16 protein-coding genes are annotated in these 14,299 nt (G+C 68.8%); 8 read left to right on the forward strand and 8 right to left on the reverse strand.

The annotated features are described in order from the left end of the window. Positions 1-204 (reverse strand): hypothetical protein (locus tag HMPREF0975_RS16040; protein WP_009232744.1); only part of this gene is annotated, 204 nt, incomplete at its 3' end. A 255-nt stretch (positions 205-459) separates the two neighbouring features. Between HMPREF0975_RS16040 and rpsF the strand changes: the two genes are divergently transcribed. From rpsF to rplI, 4 genes are all read left to right on the forward strand, one after another. After that, positions 460-747, forward strand: coding sequence for a 30S ribosomal protein S6 (gene rpsF, locus HMPREF0975_RS03440; protein ID WP_009232745.1), 288 nt, complete (start codon positions 460-462; stop codon positions 745-747). 28 nt (positions 748-775) lie between these two features. Next, a complete protein-coding gene (locus tag HMPREF0975_RS03445; RefSeq protein ID WP_009232746.1) occupies positions 776-1,378 on the forward strand; it encodes a single-stranded DNA-binding protein in 603 nt (200 codons plus the stop codon). Positions 1,379-1,467: 89 nt separating this feature from the next. Further along, positions 1,468-1,704 (forward strand): 30S ribosomal protein S18, encoded by a 237-nt coding sequence (gene rpsR / locus HMPREF0975_RS03450; protein ID WP_003783656.1) that lies wholly within the window; start codon positions 1,468-1,470, stop codon positions 1,702-1,704. Positions 1,705-1,719: 15 nt separating this feature from the next. Further along, positions 1,720-2,175 carry a 50S ribosomal protein L9 gene (rplI, locus tag HMPREF0975_RS03455; RefSeq protein ID WP_009232747.1) on the forward strand — a complete coding sequence of 152 codons (456 nt, stop codon included), beginning with the start codon at positions 1,720-1,722 and terminating at the stop codon, positions 2,173-2,175. A gap of 164 nt (positions 2,176-2,339) precedes the next feature. Here the strand turns inward: rplI and HMPREF0975_RS16590 are convergent, their stop codons facing one another. Together HMPREF0975_RS16590 and HMPREF0975_RS03465 are read right to left on the reverse strand one after the other, a co-directional pair. Next, complete coding sequence (locus HMPREF0975_RS16590; protein ID WP_232212446.1) at positions 2,340-2,624, reverse strand: hypothetical protein; 285 nt, start codon at positions 2,622-2,624, stop codon at positions 2,340-2,342. A gap of 938 nt (positions 2,625-3,562) precedes the next feature. Continuing rightward, positions 3,563-4,993: an MATE family efflux transporter gene (locus HMPREF0975_RS03465; RefSeq protein WP_049939413.1), complete on the reverse strand. Its 1,431-nt coding sequence runs from the start codon at positions 4,991-4,993 to the stop codon at positions 3,563-3,565. A 787-nt stretch (positions 4,994-5,780) separates the two neighbouring features. Here HMPREF0975_RS03465 and dnaB point away from each other — a divergent pair. Next, positions 5,781-7,205, forward strand: coding sequence for a replicative DNA helicase (dnaB, locus tag HMPREF0975_RS03470; RefSeq protein ID WP_009232750.1), 1,425 nt, complete (start codon positions 5,781-5,783; stop codon positions 7,203-7,205). Here the strand turns inward: dnaB and HMPREF0975_RS03475 are convergent. From HMPREF0975_RS03475 to HMPREF0975_RS03495, 5 genes are all read right to left on the reverse strand, one after another. Beyond that, positions 7,196-7,990, reverse strand: a complete 795-nt coding sequence (locus HMPREF0975_RS03475) for a hypothetical protein (protein WP_009232751.1) — start codon at positions 7,988-7,990, stop codon at positions 7,196-7,198. The two genes, dnaB and HMPREF0975_RS03475, sit on opposite strands and share 10 nt — an antisense overlap. Continuing rightward, positions 7,987-8,889 (reverse strand): ABC transporter ATP-binding protein, encoded by a 903-nt coding sequence (locus HMPREF0975_RS03480; protein ID WP_009232752.1) that lies wholly within the window; start codon positions 8,887-8,889, stop codon positions 7,987-7,989. Before HMPREF0975_RS03480 ends, HMPREF0975_RS03475 begins: the two co-directional genes overlap by 4 nt. Beyond that, on the reverse strand, positions 8,886-9,236 hold the full coding sequence (locus HMPREF0975_RS03485) for a PadR family transcriptional regulator (protein ID WP_009232753.1): 351 nt from the start codon (positions 9,234-9,236) through the stop codon (positions 8,886-8,888). Before HMPREF0975_RS03485 ends, HMPREF0975_RS03480 begins: the two co-directional genes overlap by 4 nt. A 314-nt stretch (positions 9,237-9,550) precedes the next feature. After that, entirely contained in the window at positions 9,551-10,357 is an 807-nt protein-coding gene (thiD, locus tag HMPREF0975_RS03490) for a bifunctional hydroxymethylpyrimidine kinase/phosphomethylpyrimidine kinase (RefSeq protein WP_009232754.1), read from the reverse strand. A 95-nt stretch (positions 10,358-10,452) separates the two neighbouring features. After that, positions 10,453-11,064 carry an NAD(P)-dependent oxidoreductase gene (locus HMPREF0975_RS03495; RefSeq protein ID WP_009232755.1) on the reverse strand — a complete coding sequence of 204 codons (612 nt, stop codon included), beginning with the start codon at positions 11,062-11,064 and terminating at the stop codon, positions 10,453-10,455. 240 nt (positions 11,065-11,304) lie between these two features. Here HMPREF0975_RS03495 and HMPREF0975_RS16595 point away from each other — a divergent pair, with 240 nt between their 5' ends. The 3 genes from HMPREF0975_RS16595 to HMPREF0975_RS03510 form a co-directional block, all read left to right on the forward strand. Further along, positions 11,305-11,724 (forward strand): winged helix-turn-helix transcriptional regulator, encoded by a 420-nt coding sequence (locus HMPREF0975_RS16595; protein ID WP_314308666.1) that lies wholly within the window; start codon positions 11,305-11,307, stop codon positions 11,722-11,724. A 256-nt stretch (positions 11,725-11,980) separates the two neighbouring features. After that, complete coding sequence (locus HMPREF0975_RS03505) at positions 11,981-13,984, forward strand: alpha-amylase family protein (protein WP_009232757.1); 2,004 nt, start codon at positions 11,981-11,983, stop codon at positions 13,982-13,984. 64 nt (positions 13,985-14,048) lie between these two features. Further along, positions 14,049-14,299 (forward strand): serine dehydratase beta chain (locus HMPREF0975_RS03510; RefSeq protein ID WP_049939373.1); only part of this gene is annotated, 251 nt, incomplete at its 3' end.

The raw sequence follows: 14,299 nt of genomic DNA on the forward strand, positions 1-14,299 counted from the left end.
GGCAATGGTGGAAACCAGGGCGGCGGCAACGGCGGCAATGGTGGAAACCAGGGCGGCGGCAACGGCGGCAATGGTGGAAACCAGGGCGGCGGCAACGGCGGCAATGGTGGAAACCAAGGCGGCGGCAACGGCGGCAACGGTGGAAACCAAGGCGGCGGAGGCCTGCAGCCCGGCGATCCGGGTAACCAAGGCGGTGGCGGCCAAGGTGGCCAGGGCGGCTGATTACGGCTTGCCGGCAGGCACCTGACGGTGGGCCGATGACGTGTTGCATGGCACGTCGTCGGCCCACCGTCTCGACTTCCAGGGCCGACGGGTTGTCCGGTAATGTGGCGATCTGGCTGCGTCGTCGGGCGGAAGGCGGAATGAAGCCTGTTTCCGCCGGATGGTGCGCCGCACGCATCACCCTCCTGTCACGGAAGGACCGTGACCGCCACAGACCAGAGGAGGTGGGTACCAAGCATGCGTCACTACGAGATCATGATCATCCTCGACCCCGAGACGGACGAGCGCACCGCCAATGCGACGCTCGAGAAGCTGCTTCAGGTCGTCCCCAGCAACGGGGGCACCGTGGACAAGGTCGACATCTGGGGCAAGCGCCGGCTGGCCTACGACATCAAGAAGAAGTCCGAGGGCTTCTACGTCGTCGTGGACATGACCACCACGCCCGAGATCGCCCAGGAGCTCGACCGCCAGCTCGGTCTCAATGAGACCGTCCTGCGCACCAAGCTGCTGCGTCCCGAGGCCTGAGCCTCTTACCGGGAACGGAGACAACGCCATGGCCGGAGACACCATCATCACCATTGTCGGGAACCTCACCGCGGACCCCGAGATGCGCTTCACGCCCTCCGGGGCGGCGGTGGCCTCCTTCACCGTCGCCTCCACGCCGCGCACCTTCGACCGCGCCGCCGGTGAGTGGAAGGACGGGGAGACCCTGTTCATGCGCTGCTCGATCTGGCGCGACGCCGCGGAGAACGTGGCCGAGTCGCTGACCAAGGGCACGCGCGTCATTGCCCAGGGCCGACTGGTCCAGCGCTCCTTCACCACCCGTGAGGGAGAGAACCGCACGGTGGTGGAGATGCAGGTCGATGAGATCGGCCCCTCCCTGCGCTACGCCAAGGCCCAGGTCACCCGCCAGCCCCGTGGAGGCGGTCAGGGCGGCTTCGGCGGCCAGCAGGCCGGCCCCCAGGGCGGAGGTTTCGGCAACCAGGGCGGTCAGGGCGGATTCAACCAGGGCGGCCCCCAGCAGGGCGGCTACAACGGCGGTGGCGGCTTCGGCGGCCAGGGCCAGTCCGGGTACAACGCCCCCGCCGGCGGCGCCGCGGACGACCCGTGGGCCACGGGCGGCTCCACCTCCTTCGGTGACGAGCCCCCGTTCTGAGCCGCGACGGCGTCGGCCCGCTCCCTTAACCCCCACACCACACTTTCATCTCGTAGAGCGCCCAGGCGCTCAGACCAAGGAGTACCACCATGGCGAAGCCCCAACTTCGCAAGCCCAAGAAGAAGGTCAGCCCCGTCAAGGCCATCAAGGTCGGCACCATCGACTACAAGGACACCGCCACGCTGCGGAAGTTCATCTCCGACCGCGGCAAGATCCGCGCCCGTCGCGTCACCGGCGTCTCCGTCCAGGAGCAGCGCAAGATCGCCAAGGCCGTGAAGAACGCCCGCGAGATGGCTCTGCTGCCCTACTCGAGCTCGGCTCGCTGATCGGAGGCACGCGCAATGACCACCAAGCTCATCCTCACCCACGACGTCTCCCACCTCGGCTCCGCCGGCGAGGTCGTGGAGGTCAAGGACGGCTACGCCCGTAACTACCTCCTGCCCCGCAAGCTCGCCGCCCCGTGGACCAAGGGCGCCCAGCGCCAGATCGACCAGATGGCCGAGGCGCGCCGCAAGCGCTCCATCGCGTCCCTCGAGCACGCCCAGACCGCGCGCGCCTGGCTGCAGGAGAATGTCGTCACCGTCTCCGCCACCGCCGGTGACAACGGCCGCCTCTTCGGCGCCGTGACCACCGCGACCCTGGCCGACGCGGTCAAGGCCGCCGGCGGCCCTGCCGTCGACCGCCGCAAGATCCAGGTCGTGCCGCCGATCAAGTCGACCGGCCGCCACAGCGCCTCCGTGCGCCTGCACGCCGACGTCGTGGCCCCCATCGAGGTCAACGTCGTCCCTGCGCGCTGAGCATCACCGGACGTTTTCTGCCGTCGGGCCGGAGCCTCCAACTGGGAGGTACCGGCCCGACGGCGTCGTGCTGACGTCCGGTTCGTAGGGTAGGTCGCGCGTTCGTACCCTCTACCCCTCGAACGCGCGACCTACCCTACGAACGCGCAGCCGGGTGTCATCGGTCATCTCCACAGGTCTGCTACGGGACAAGCGGTGCGAGCGACGGTCGCTGGGAAGAGAGCCAGGATCCGGGAGCGCAATACATCGAGGCGCTTGAAGTCCGCCCAGATGAAGCGTTCGATGCGCCAGCCCATTCGAGTGAGGGCGTCCTGGCGCTGCTTCTCCTTCCACAGGTCCTCAGGGGCTTTGTACTTGATCTGCCCGTCGAACTCCGCCAGCACCCTGTACTCCGGCCAGGCCTCATCGGGGAAATAGAGACGGGCGTTGTCCGTATCCTCGATCGCCATCTGAATACGCGGAGCAGGCAGACCCAAGGCGTGCACGAACCAGTGCAGCAGTGACTCGCCTGGCGATTCGGCGAAAGGCGAGGCCATGGCGACGACTGCCCGTGCGCGCCGTGCCCCGGCACGTCTGCCTTGTGCGATGACGGCCGCTTGGAGCTGAGATCGGGCGGCCTCGACTCGACGGTCTGACTGCGAGTATTGGTATCGCGACGGACGAGCGGCAGCGCGGAGCGCTGACTCGACCACACAGATCGAGTCGTGGGCGGGAAGGTCGAAGGCACAGTCGACCGTGGTCCGCATCAAGGTGCTCACAGGCAGACCCGAGACGACGGTGATGTCCTCCTGAGTCAGAGTCAGACGTCGTCGGCGCAGATACGCAGGGCGCCGTGCTCCTGGCGGGAGGGGGAGCTTCTGGTGGGGATGGTGCGGTCGTGATGGGACGACGACACTGACGTCCGGCTCATGCTCCCGTAACCACAGACCGTGGACGAGTGCGGCGGACTCGTGGCTCAGGCAGCGCGCGGACTCGACCCGCTGACAGGCGGCGGCGCAGCGGGCCAGACTGAGGCGCTCGTCGGCCTCCCATCGAGGGAGGTCCTGTGCGCCGATGTCCGCGTAGACGCCACGAAGAACCCTCACGGGGTTGCGCATAGCGGCCGGTGGGCCGGCGGACGCGACAACGGGCGGCAGCTGAGGTGGCTCGGGATAGGGCTCCATATGGCAAGAGTGGTGGGCGATGACTGAGGCAGCCACCGGAGCATCGGAGCCCTGTGGACGCGGCTGGGCGCAACAGTTCTGTGGCCACCGGATGACGGCGTCATGTTCGTAGGGTGGGTCGCGCGTTCGTGCCCTTTGCCCCTCGAATGCGCGACCTACCCTACGAACGCGCGGGGGATCTATGTGGGATAGGTAGTGCGGGGAAGGGCGCGGCGAGACGCCGATCAGTGGCGCCAGGCGGTGCCGCGGGCGCGCAGGTAGGTGGCGGTGCCGCGGGAGGCCATGAACACCCAGGCGAAGGCGATCCACAGCTGCACCAGGCCCGACGTCGAGCCCGAACTTCCCGGCAGTACGCCGCCGCCGATGAGTAGGGCGAGGGGGACGTAGGGCGCCAGTGTTACCAGACCCGCCCGGGCCAGGTAACGGCCGTCACCGGCTCCCATGAGCACGCCATCGAGCAGGTAGACGACCCCGGCCAGCGGCAGGGCGCTCGCCGCGACCAGGAGCGCCGGCGCCGCGGCCGCGATGACGCCAGCGTCGGAGGTGAAGACTCGGGGCAACCAGGCGGCCCCTGCCGCCATGAGCACCCCGATGAGCACGCCGGTCCCGGCGCCCCAGGCCAGCATCCGCCGCAACAGCTCGTCGATGGACCAGCCCGCGGTGGTTGAGGCGGTCCGAGCATCGGCGTCGGTATCGGTCGCGGTGTCGACCTCGGTGTTGGTCGCAGCGGAATCGTCGGAGTCTCTTTGCGCCTGTCCCAGCGCGGTGCCGATGAGGGCCTGCGCCGCCACGGCCAGCGCATCCAGGGCGAAGGCCGCGAAGGTCCACAGGGCGTTCACCACCTGGTGGGCCGCCAACGACACGTCCCCGAGCGCCGTCGCCGCCCACACGGTCGCCAGGATCGCCACCCTGAGGCTCAGCGAGCGGATGAGCAACGGCGTTCCGCTGCCCAGAGAGGCTCGCAGACCCTCCCGGTGGGGGAGCAGCCCCAGGCCGGCTGCCCGGGCCTCCCGGACGATGGGGCGGGCCAGCGCCAGCGCCATGGCCGTCTGCGCGATCGCAGTGCCGGCACCCGAGCCCGCGATCCCCATCCCGACCCCGTAGAGCAGAATCGCGTTGACGACGACGTTGAGGACCGCCCCACCGGTGGCCACTACGAAGGGCGTGCGCGTGTCCAGCAGGCCGCGCAGTACGCCGGTGGCCGCCAGGACGACGAACATGCCCGGCAATCCCGGGCTGGAGGCGCGCAGATAGGCGACGGCGGCCTGTGCCACCGGGCCGTGAGCGCCCATCAGCCGTGTCAGCCACGGGGCTGTCAGCCCCAGGAGGGCTCCCGTCCCCAGCCCCAGCAGGAGTGCCAGCCACATCCCGTCAACGCCGGCCCGCAGCCCCCGCCGACGGCGACCGGCCCCGAACAAGCGCGCCGTCGTTGCGGTCGTCGCGTAGGCCAGGAAGACGAACAGGCCCACCGTCGTCGTCAGGATCGTGGAGGCCAGCGACAGGCCCGCCAGGCTCACGGCACCGAGATGGCCGACCATCGCCGAGTCCGCCAGCACGAAGAGCGGCTCGGCGATCAGAGCCCCCAGCGCGGGCAGGGACAAGGACAGGACCTGACGATTGAGACTGGAGGAAGGAGGGTGGCTGGTATCGGGCACTGCCCCATTGTGGACCACCGTGAGCCTCTGGAAACCATTGGCAGTCGCCGGGCACTGCCGAGTGGCGGACGCGCGGGAGACTGCCTGACAGCACGTGCCCGTCGCCGTGGGAGGGCGGTCGAGCACCGGAGGCGCCGGTGCCGAGGCTGTCCTCATGGACAGGTTGAGGATGAGGATGGTACCTCGGGCCCTCAGCGGGTTCTCGGTGTGATCAGTCGGGCTGACGACCCCGATTCTCCTGGCGGATCGCACAACGATTCTTCTTGAGGAAAAATTAATAAAATCTGAAAGTAACCCGAGAGTGCGTTCGTGAGGCCGTTGTCGATCGGTGTGTGCGGAACCTGGGGATAACCGGTTCAGACAGGCCTGTAGGAGACCCACAAACGGGATGGACCTCAAGTCGAGCGTCATGTTTGTCCACAGGTTTACCCACTTGTCCACAGATCACATTGTGATGTGGTGGGAAGTGCCTATAGGAAGCCTGAACCCGAGAATTGCTGTGATGGCAACGAAAGGTCGATGCACTCCGGTACGGTGGTGCCAGATGCGCACATCTGTGTCCACAGCAGATGCACCTGTGTCCCCAGGCTCCGAGGGCCTTCCCACAGGAGGGGTGCGGATATCCCCAGCGCCGGCGAACTTGAGAGTTTGCGAGGTCCTCCCGATGGCGTTATCGTCACGCGCGCGCTCCACGCGGGCGAGCGTCCTCCTGGCGCGCCGGGCCGTCGTCGGGAGCGGAAGGACGGGCCGGTGACAACCGGAGGGACAGTGCGGAAGGTGTAGCCGGATGGACAACGGCATGGGCGGGCAGACCGGCTCGGGCGGGACCGGAAGCGGGGGCATCCGGGCTGACAGCGCCGCCTTCGATCGTCTCCCGCCCCAGGACCTCGAGGCGGAGATGGCCACGCTGGGTGGCATGCTCCTGAGCAAAGAGGCCATCACCGACGTCATCGACGTCCTGCGCGGCCCTGAGTTCTACCGCTCGGCCCACGAGTCGATCTTCGACGCCATCGTCGAGGTCTACAACCGCTCTGAGCCCGCCGATCCCCTCATCGTGGCCGATGAGCTCTCCCGGCGCGGCGAGCTCGAGCGCGTCGGCGGCGCCCCCTACCTGGCCTCCCTCATGGCCACCGTGCCCACCGCCGCCAACGCCGGCTACTACGCCCGGATCGTCAAGGATAAGGCGCTCATGCGCGGCCTGGTCCAGGCCGGTACCCGCATCACCCAGCTGGGGTACTCCACCGATGCCGGCGACATCGCCGATCTCGTCACGCTGGCCGAGGCCGAGGTCTACTCGGTGGCCCACCACGAGGGCGAGAAGGAGGACTACATCGCCGTCTCCGAGCTCCTGGGTGAAGCCAACCTTGAGATTGAGGCCGCTCAGAACCGTGAGAACGGGGCCCTGACCGGCGTGCCCACCGGCTTCATCGAGCTCGACGAGCTCACCGGTGGACTGCACCCCGGCCAGATGATCATCGTGGCCGCGCGTCCCGCCATGGGCAAGTCCACGCTCGCCGTCGACTTCTGCCGCTCGGCCTCGATCCACCACGGCATCACCAGCTGCTACTTCTCCCTGGAGATGGGGCGCATGGAGCTCATGATGCGCATGCTGGCCGCCGAATCGAGCGTGGACATGAACAAGCTGCGCGGTTCGCGCCAGATGGAGGACCGCGACTGGACCGACGTCGCCGTGGCCTACAACCCCGTGTCCAATGCGCCGCTGTTCATCGACGACTCGCCCAACCTCACGATGCCGGAGATCCGCTCCAAGGCCCTGCGCATGAAGCAGCAGCACAACTTAGGGCTCATGGTCATCGACTACCTCCAGCTCATGAGTTCGGGCAGGCGGGTCGAGTCGCGTCAGCAGGAGGTCTCCGAGTTCTCCCGGTCCCTCAAGCTGCTGGCCAAGGAGCTGGAGATCCCGGTGATCGCCGTCGCCCAGCTCAATCGCGGCCCTGAGCAGCGCACCGGCAACAAGCCCCAGATGAGCGACCTGCGCGAGTCCGGGTCGCTGGAGCAGGACGCCGATATCATCATCCTGCTGCACCGCCCGGAGTACTACAACAACGAGGATCGCCCCGGTGAGGCCGACATCATCGTGGCCAAGCACCGCAACGGGCAGACCCGCACCATCCCGGTGGCCTTCCAGGGACACGTGTCGCGCTTCGCCAATATGGCGCGCGACGTCACCCCCGAGCCCGCCTACGAGTAGATCGGCTCAACAGGACTCGGGGCCGGAAGGCGCACCGTACGCAGTCGCAGGACCCCCATGACCCAGCTCGCCGCCGTCAGCAGGACGGCCATAGCAAAGCCGTGCGCCAGTCCTCGGTGCAGGTAAGTCGCGTTCTCCGACCCCAGGTTCTCCACGACGACGCTGGCCAGCTCTCGGGTTGACCACAGTGGCAGGACGCGGGTCCAGTCCTCAGTCGGATCGACGAGCACCTGGACCGCCATGATCGACAGCAGCAGAAGCGCGCCCTCCAGGTCCCTCGGAACCAGGGCGGCCGCCAGCGAGCCCAGGGGAGTGGCCACGGTGGCGGTCAGCAGCAGCATGACCGGTACCGCGCCCGGGTGGGTGAGCTCGTCGCCGATTGTGGTCAGGACGAGGCAGCTGTAGAGCAGGCCGATGGTCCACCCCAGGCCGAGAACGGCAAGGTAGCGGCCCAGCAGCAGCACTGCCGGCGGCGCCCCGCTCACGGTGAGACGGCGGTCCACCGACCGGGACGAGACCTGCGTGAACAGCGCCAGTGTCGCCGTCGCCCAGCCCAAGCCGATCGACAGGAGCCGGATGGCGGTCCAGTGCGTCTCCAGGCGCACCAGGTAGAAGGTCAACGGCAGGAGGGTCGCCAGTGCGAGGGCGCCGCGCCGTCGGGCGAGCTCGCGCAGGGTGATGAGAGCGACGAGGCCAGTGGTCGCCGCTGTCGACCGGGATCGGGCGCCCCCGGCTCGGGGCTGCTCGGCCCGTGAAACTGTTGGGTGAGGTTGCGGTGCACTCATGCGGATTCCTTCCTCCGTGTCCATCGGTGTGTCCGGCCGGTGGTCTCCTGTGGAGCCGGCAGCTCGACGACGCGATCGACCAGGTCGACGTCGCGCAGCAGGTGGGTGACCAGCAGGACCCCCGCGCCCGAAGCGCGCCAGGAGGAGATGAGGGCCCACAGGTCCTCGTAGGCGAGGGCGTCCAGGCCCTGGTAGGGCTCGTCCAGCAGGAGCAGCTCGGGTGCGTCGAGCTGGGCGAGGGCGACGTTGAGCTTCTGCTGGGTCCCGCCGGAGAGTGTTCCGGCGGTCTGGTCCCCGCGGGCGGTCCAGCCCAGGCGGGTGATCAGGCGGTGTCCCGTTGAGACGGAGCGGCCCCGCCGCATGCCGCGCGCCGCGCCGAAGAGCCGGAGGTGCTCGTCGACCGTGAGCAGCGGCGCCAAGGAATCGAGCTGGGGCGCGTAGCCGAAGTGCGGCGTCCGCTCGATGCGTCCGCTGCTTGCGCGCAGTAGGCCCGCGCAGAGCTGGAGCAGGGTCGACTTGCCTGCCCCATTGGCCCCGACGACGGCGACGACCTCGCCCCGGCGGACGGTGAGATTGATGTCTGACAGGATTGTGCGGCGTCCGCGGCGTGCGGAGACCTCCGTCAGACGCAGGACCGCGGGAGCGGCCGCGGTGGGAGCGGGTACGTCAGCCTGGTAATCCCGCAGAGCCGAGGCGACTTCGCGGGCGTAGAGAACCGCCGGACCGTACAGGTCGCCGGGCGGTACTCCGGCCGCTTCCGCCTCGGCGCGGGTTGACGCCGTCGTCCGGTGGACCTCGGCAGCTGGCAGGCCATGGGAAGCGAGCTCCGCCTCGAAGCTCCGGTACCAGTCGGCCGTCGTGTCCGGCATTGGGTCTCTGGCGTCCTCGGTGGGGCTCATGAGGGGGCCTCCGTACGTACCTTCCGGCCCTCGATGATGTCGCCGACCGCTGTGGAGAAAGTGCGCCACTCGGAGCGCCGCGCGGCGAGCTCGGTGCGTCCGGCCTTCGTCAGCTCGTAGTACTTGCGGGCGGGTCCGGAGACGGAGGGGCGCCAGGAGACTGCGACGAGGCCGCGCTTCTCCAGGCGCATGAGAGCCGGGTAGAGCGTGCCGCCGGGTACCTCGTCCAGGCCGGCGGCGGTGAGCCGCTGCGCCAGGGACAGGCCGTAGTCGGCATGCTCGGCCAGCAGTGAGAGCAGACAGGGTTCCAGGAATCCGCGCAGGAGGCGCGCTGCTGATGAGTCCATGGTTTATAGACTACCTAGTTACTAGATTGTCTATCTACTAGACGGTGCGTGCCGGTTCGCTCAGGCCGAAGTGTCACTGGTGGCGGCTTTTAGGTTGTGTCGGCAATGCTTCGCGCTGGTGGGCCTGGGGCATCTGCGCAGGTCAGGGCAATGCGGGTCTGCCGATGACCGCGGTAGTCCGCGTGAAAAGTCGCCCGAGCGACCGCAACGGTCGGCAATGACGTACGCCCGCCGCCGACGGAACTGGAGACCGTCAGCGGCGGGCGTACAGGTGGCAACCCGTGAGGAGCCGTTGGGGACAGTAGCGGCGCGGCTCAGGACCGCCGGTACTCGCCCTGGTAGACGTAGAGGAACGGCATATTGCCGCGCAGGCCGTGCCTGATGGAGGAGGAGACGACCTCCTTGGCGGTGACGGCGGCCTGAAGCGGGCTAGCGCCCTTGGCGAGCTCGGCGGTGATCGCGGCCGCCAGGGTGCAGCCGGCGCCGTGGACGCGCTCGGTGCCCACGGCCTCGACCTCGAGGACCTCCAAGGTGGCGCCGTCGTAGAAGACGTCCAGCGCGGTGCCGGTGCCCAGTGACGGGCCGGCTTTGGCTAGGACGTTGGGCACACCCTGATCGTGAATACGCTTGGCGGCGTCCTTGAGCTGTTCGACCGTGGTGATCTCCTCCATGCCCGCCAGGGTGGCGGCCTCGAACAGGTTCGGGGTGGTCATGGTGGCGCGCGGCAGGATCTTGGTGCGCAGGGCGTTGTCCACCTCGAGGGCGCCCCCGAACTCCTGTCCCTTGCAGATGAGGACCGGGTCGAGGACCACGGTGGGGAAGTCGTAGGTCTCCAACGCCCGCTCGACAACGTCGATGGTGGGGGCCGTGCCCAGCATGCCGATCTTGACGGCGTCGACGCGCGAGTGGACCGAGGCGCAGGTCTCGATCTGGTCGGCGATGACGGCCGGGCCCACCGGGACGAAGCGGTGGTTCCAGTCGTTCTCGGGATCCATGGACACGATGCAGGTCAGGGCCGTGCAGCCAAAGACGCCGAGGGTGTGGAAGGTCTTGAGGTCGGTCTGGGCACCGGCGCCGCCCGAGGCCTCGGAGCCGGCGATGGTCAGGGCGATGGGAGTCATGTCCCTAGCGTGCACCGTCCGGAGCGCACCGGCCAAGCCGGGCCGATCACGTGGAACCGGCCCGGCTCGACGGCGGAATGCCGTTGTCGGCCCGCTCAGGCGTTCGCGATGGTCCAGCGCCGACCGCGATGGCTGTCTTTCTCGGCCTCGTCGACCAGGGCGACGGCGAAGTCGGCCACGGAGATCTCGCTGCCCGCGGGTTCGTCGGCGCCTTCGATGTAGGTGCCGGTGCGGGGCCTGTTAGTGAACTCCGGGGCGGGGGAGAGCAGGGTCCAGCTGAGAGCGCTGCCGGCCTCGCGGTAGAGGTCGAGGATCTCGGAGAAGGCCAGGGCCTCGGGCTTGTACTCCTCGGGGAAGTCGGGGCTGTCCACCAGGCGGGCGCCGTCGGGCGTCAGCAGGGAGCCTGCGCCGCCGACGACGACGAGTCTGCTGGCCGGGGCCGCTGCGATGAGGGCGCGGTGGGCGTTGATGACGGGCTGAGCGGACTCTCCGCGGCCTGCTGAGACCGCGATGACGGTGGCGTCAGAGCTATTGATGAGGTCGACAACGGCCTGCGTGTCCGTCAGGGTGAGGCTGACGTCCTGGGTGGCGCCTTCGGCGTGGCGAGCCGAACGGGAGGCCGAGACGACCTCGTGACCGCGGGAGGCTGCCTCGGTGACAGTGGCCGAGCCGACCATGCCGGTTCCTCCGATGACGGCGATTCTCATGAGTCTTCCTCCTGAAATAGGTGAGGTTGTGCCTGTGACGGACGCGGTGGGGCCACCGCCTCGCGATGACTTGATGGTATGATTTTGATACTGAGTACCTCAAAGTAACTAAAGGAGTGTGTTGTGTCACAGGATGCTGAGTTGGTTGGGCATCAGCAGAAGGAACGCAGCCGGAGTGATGATGCTGATGCCGTCGGTGCCTCCTCAGACGCGCTGGCCGCGAGCAAGTCAGAGGACTCGGTGCGGGCCGAGGGCGCGGAGCGCAGCGGCGTCGCCGACGGCAACGGCGGGGAAACGGTCTTCGACTTCGACATCTTGTCGCCGGCCTGCCCGTCGCGCACGGTGCTGCGCCACGTCGTCGACCGCTGGACCCCGCTGGTGGTGACGGTGCTGGCCGATGGGCCGAGCCGCTTCGGAGAGCTGCGCTCGCGGATCGGCGGGGTGACGCCCAAGGTCCTTACCCAGACGCTGCGATCCATGGAGCGCGACGGCCTTGTGACGCGCACCCAGCTGCCCGGGGTACCGCCGCGAGTCGACTACGAGCTGACTGACCTGGGCCGCAGCCTCCAAGCGCCCATCGGCGCGCTGCGCACCTGGATCCAGGACAACTCCGCCCAGATTCTTGCCCACCGCGAGTCCTACGACGCCATCGGATCCTGAACCCCGGTGTCCGCGGAGCCATCCCGCTGGTCACTTATGGCCGGCGCCCTTCGACGTCATCGGGAACCGGAATCACACGGCACTTGCGCGCGCGATATGCCTCCGTCCGGTTCCGGGAAGCACTCGGCGACGTGGAAAGCCTCCGTCGGTGAGCGGATCCCCGTCGATGGCCGCCGCCTCCCCGGATGGTCGACCCGCGGGCGGCACGGCAAGGAAATCAGTACCGCAGCGGCCCCGAATCAGGGACCATGGTTCCATGAGCGCCACCACTCCCCTCCCATCATCCCTCGACGACATCGTCTTCCATATCCTGGACCCGCTTGAGGCCGCCGAACGCGACGTCTTCCTCACTCGCGTGGAGGCCTGGTACCCCGACCTCCTCGACGGCCTGACCACCCTCTACGGCGAGGTCGCCGAGGAGGAGGCTCTCAACCTATTGGCCCTGGCCGCCCAGGCCTACGTGGAGCGTGAGCACGAGCTGCGCCGCCTGGACCTGGCCCGCACCCTCGACCCCTCCTGGGCCCAGCACCCCGGCCGTATCGGCTACGCCGCCTACACCGAACGTTTTGCCGGCACCCTGCGCGGCGTGGAGGACCGCATCGACTACCTGCGCGAGCTGGGGGTGACCTACCTCCACCTCATGCCCCTGCTCACTCCGCGCCCCGGCGACTCCGATGGGGGCTACGCGGTCGCCGACTACCGCTCCGTGCGCCCGGACTTGGGCACCATGGAGGACCTGGAGCACCTGGCCGGTGAGCTGCGCGCCGAGGGCATCTCGCTCGTGGTCGACCTCGTCCTCAACCACGTGGCCGCCGAGCACGAGTGGGCGGTGCGGGCGCGCGCCGGCGAGCAGCGCTACCGCGACTACTTCCTCATCTTCCCTGACCGCACCGAGCCCGATGCCTACGAGCGCACCCTTCCGGAGGTCTTCCCCGACTTCGCCCCCGGCAACTTCACCTGGGACGACGGCGTGGGCGGCTGGGTGTGGACCACCTTCAACTCCTTCCAGTGGGACCTCAACTGGCGCAACCCCCGTGTCATGGCCGAGTTCGCGGGCATCGTCCTGGACCTGGCCAACCGCGGCGTTGAGGTGCTGCGCCTGGACGCCATCGCCTTCACCATCAAGCGCCTGGGCACCGACTGCCAGGGTCAGCCCGAGGTCCACGCCATCACCGAGGCCCTGCGCGCCCTGACCCGCATCGCCTGCCCCGCCATCGACCTCAAGGCCGAGGCGATCGTGGCTCCCACCGAGCTCCTCCAGTACCTCGGCCAGGGCAAGTACACCGGCAAGGTCTCCGACCTGGCCTACCACAACTCCCTCATGGTCCAGGTTTGGTCCATGCTCGCCGCGCGCGACACGACGCTGGCCGTCGAGGCGCTCCAGAACCTGCCCATCGAGCCATCCACAGCCACCTGGATCACCTACCTGCGCTGCCACGACGACATCGGCTGGGCCATCGACGACGACGACGCGGCCGCCGTGGGCCTTGGCGGTTACGACCACCGGGCCTTCCTCGCCGACTGGTACAGCGGCGAGTACCCCACCTCCGACGCCGCGGGTCTCGTCTTCCAGCACAACCCGGCCACTGGGGACCGGCGCATCGCCGGAACCGCGGCCTCGCTCATCGGGATCGAGGCCGCCGCCGAGGCCTGGGAGGGCGTCACCGACGCAACCCCCGAGCACGAGGTCGAGTCACTGTGGACCTGGCGCGAGGAACGGATCCACGCCCTGCGCATGGCCCACGCCATCCTCTACGGGTGGGGCGGCATCCCCGTCCTGTGGAGCGGTGACGAGCTCGCCCAGCCCAACGACCCCAACTGGGACACCGAGCCGGGCCACGAGGCCGACTCGCGCTGGGCCGGGCGGCCCCGGCTCGACGAGGCCCGGATGGCCAACCGGCACGACCGCTCCACCGTCGAGGGGCGCGTCTTCACCGATCTGGCGCATATGGCGCAGATGCGCGCGGGCCTGCCCCAGCTCGACGCCGTCGTGCGCACCCAGGTGCAGGACGTCGACGATCCCGGGGTGCTGGTGACCTACCGGGACCACCCGCGTGGCAGCTTCGTGGGCGTGTACAACGTGACGCCGCAGTGGCGCTCGGTGGCCGCCGACCAGCTCGCCCGGCTCGGCGTCATGGGAGCCACCGACGTCCTGACCGACACGGTCCCCTTCGGGTCCACGTCGCTGAACGGGGCGGGGGACGGGCGCGTACCCGTGCCTCCCTACGCCGCCTGGTGGCTGGTGCGCCCCACCGACTGACGGCGAATCGGCTCGAGTTCGTCGAAACTTGGGAGCCCGGGCACCGGGCGTGCATCATGGGGATGTGACCGGCCCTGAACTCCCTGCCTCGACAAACATCTCCGTCGTTGCCGGCCCTGCCAGATCGGCGAGTCCCGCTGCCACCGATGTGTCGGCTCTCGCTCCGGACACCGCCCTCGTCTCCACGGCTCTGGACTCGGCCACGCCCGCGGCCCTCCTCGCCGGGGCGATCGACGTCGAGCAGGCACCCCGCCCGCTGAGCGTCTTCGACCTTATGCGCATCGGTATCGGGCCCTCCTCCTCCCACACCGTGGG

Origin of the sequence: Actinomyces sp. oral taxon 849 str. F0330, from assembly GCF_000239715.1 — a bacterium.
GTDB classification, from domain to species: Bacteria; Actinomycetota; Actinomycetes; order Actinomycetales; family Actinomycetaceae; genus Actinomyces; species Actinomyces johnsonii.

Excerpts from the sequence above, each read along its gene's own strand:
- rpsF (WP_009232745.1), top strand. The coding sequence starts at position 460 with ATGCGTCACTACGAGATCATGATCATCCTCGACCCCGAGACGGACGAG.
- rplI (WP_009232747.1), top strand. The coding sequence starts at position 1,720 with ATGACCACCAAGCTCATCCTCACCCACGACGTCTCCCACCTCGGCTCC.
- HMPREF0975_RS03485 (WP_009232753.1), bottom strand. The coding sequence starts at position 9,236 with ATGGACTCATCAGCAGCGCGCCTCCTGCGCGGATTCCTGGAACCCTGT.
- HMPREF0975_RS03495 (WP_009232755.1), bottom strand. The coding sequence starts at position 11,064 with ATGAGAATCGCCGTCATCGGAGGAACCGGCATGGTCGGCTCGGCCACT.
- HMPREF0975_RS03480 (WP_009232752.1), bottom strand. The coding sequence starts at position 8,889 with ATGAGCCCCACCGAGGACGCCAGAGACCCAATGCCGGACACGACGGCC.
- rpsR (WP_003783656.1), top strand. The coding sequence starts at position 1,468 with ATGGCGAAGCCCCAACTTCGCAAGCCCAAGAAGAAGGTCAGCCCCGTC.
- HMPREF0975_RS03505 (WP_009232757.1), top strand. The coding sequence starts at position 11,981 with ATGAGCGCCACCACTCCCCTCCCATCATCCCTCGACGACATCGTCTTC.
- dnaB (WP_009232750.1), top strand. The coding sequence starts at position 5,781 with ATGGACAACGGCATGGGCGGGCAGACCGGCTCGGGCGGGACCGGAAGC.
- thiD (WP_009232754.1), bottom strand. The coding sequence starts at position 10,357 with ATGACTCCCATCGCCCTGACCATCGCCGGCTCCGAGGCCTCGGGCGGC.
- HMPREF0975_RS16590 (WP_232212446.1), bottom strand. The coding sequence starts at position 2,624 with ATGGCGATCGAGGATACGGACAACGCCCGTCTCTATTTCCCCGATGAG.
- HMPREF0975_RS03445 (WP_009232746.1), top strand. The coding sequence starts at position 776 with ATGGCCGGAGACACCATCATCACCATTGTCGGGAACCTCACCGCGGAC.
- HMPREF0975_RS03475 (WP_009232751.1), bottom strand. The coding sequence starts at position 7,990 with ATGAGTGCACCGCAACCTCACCCAACAGTTTCACGGGCCGAGCAGCCC.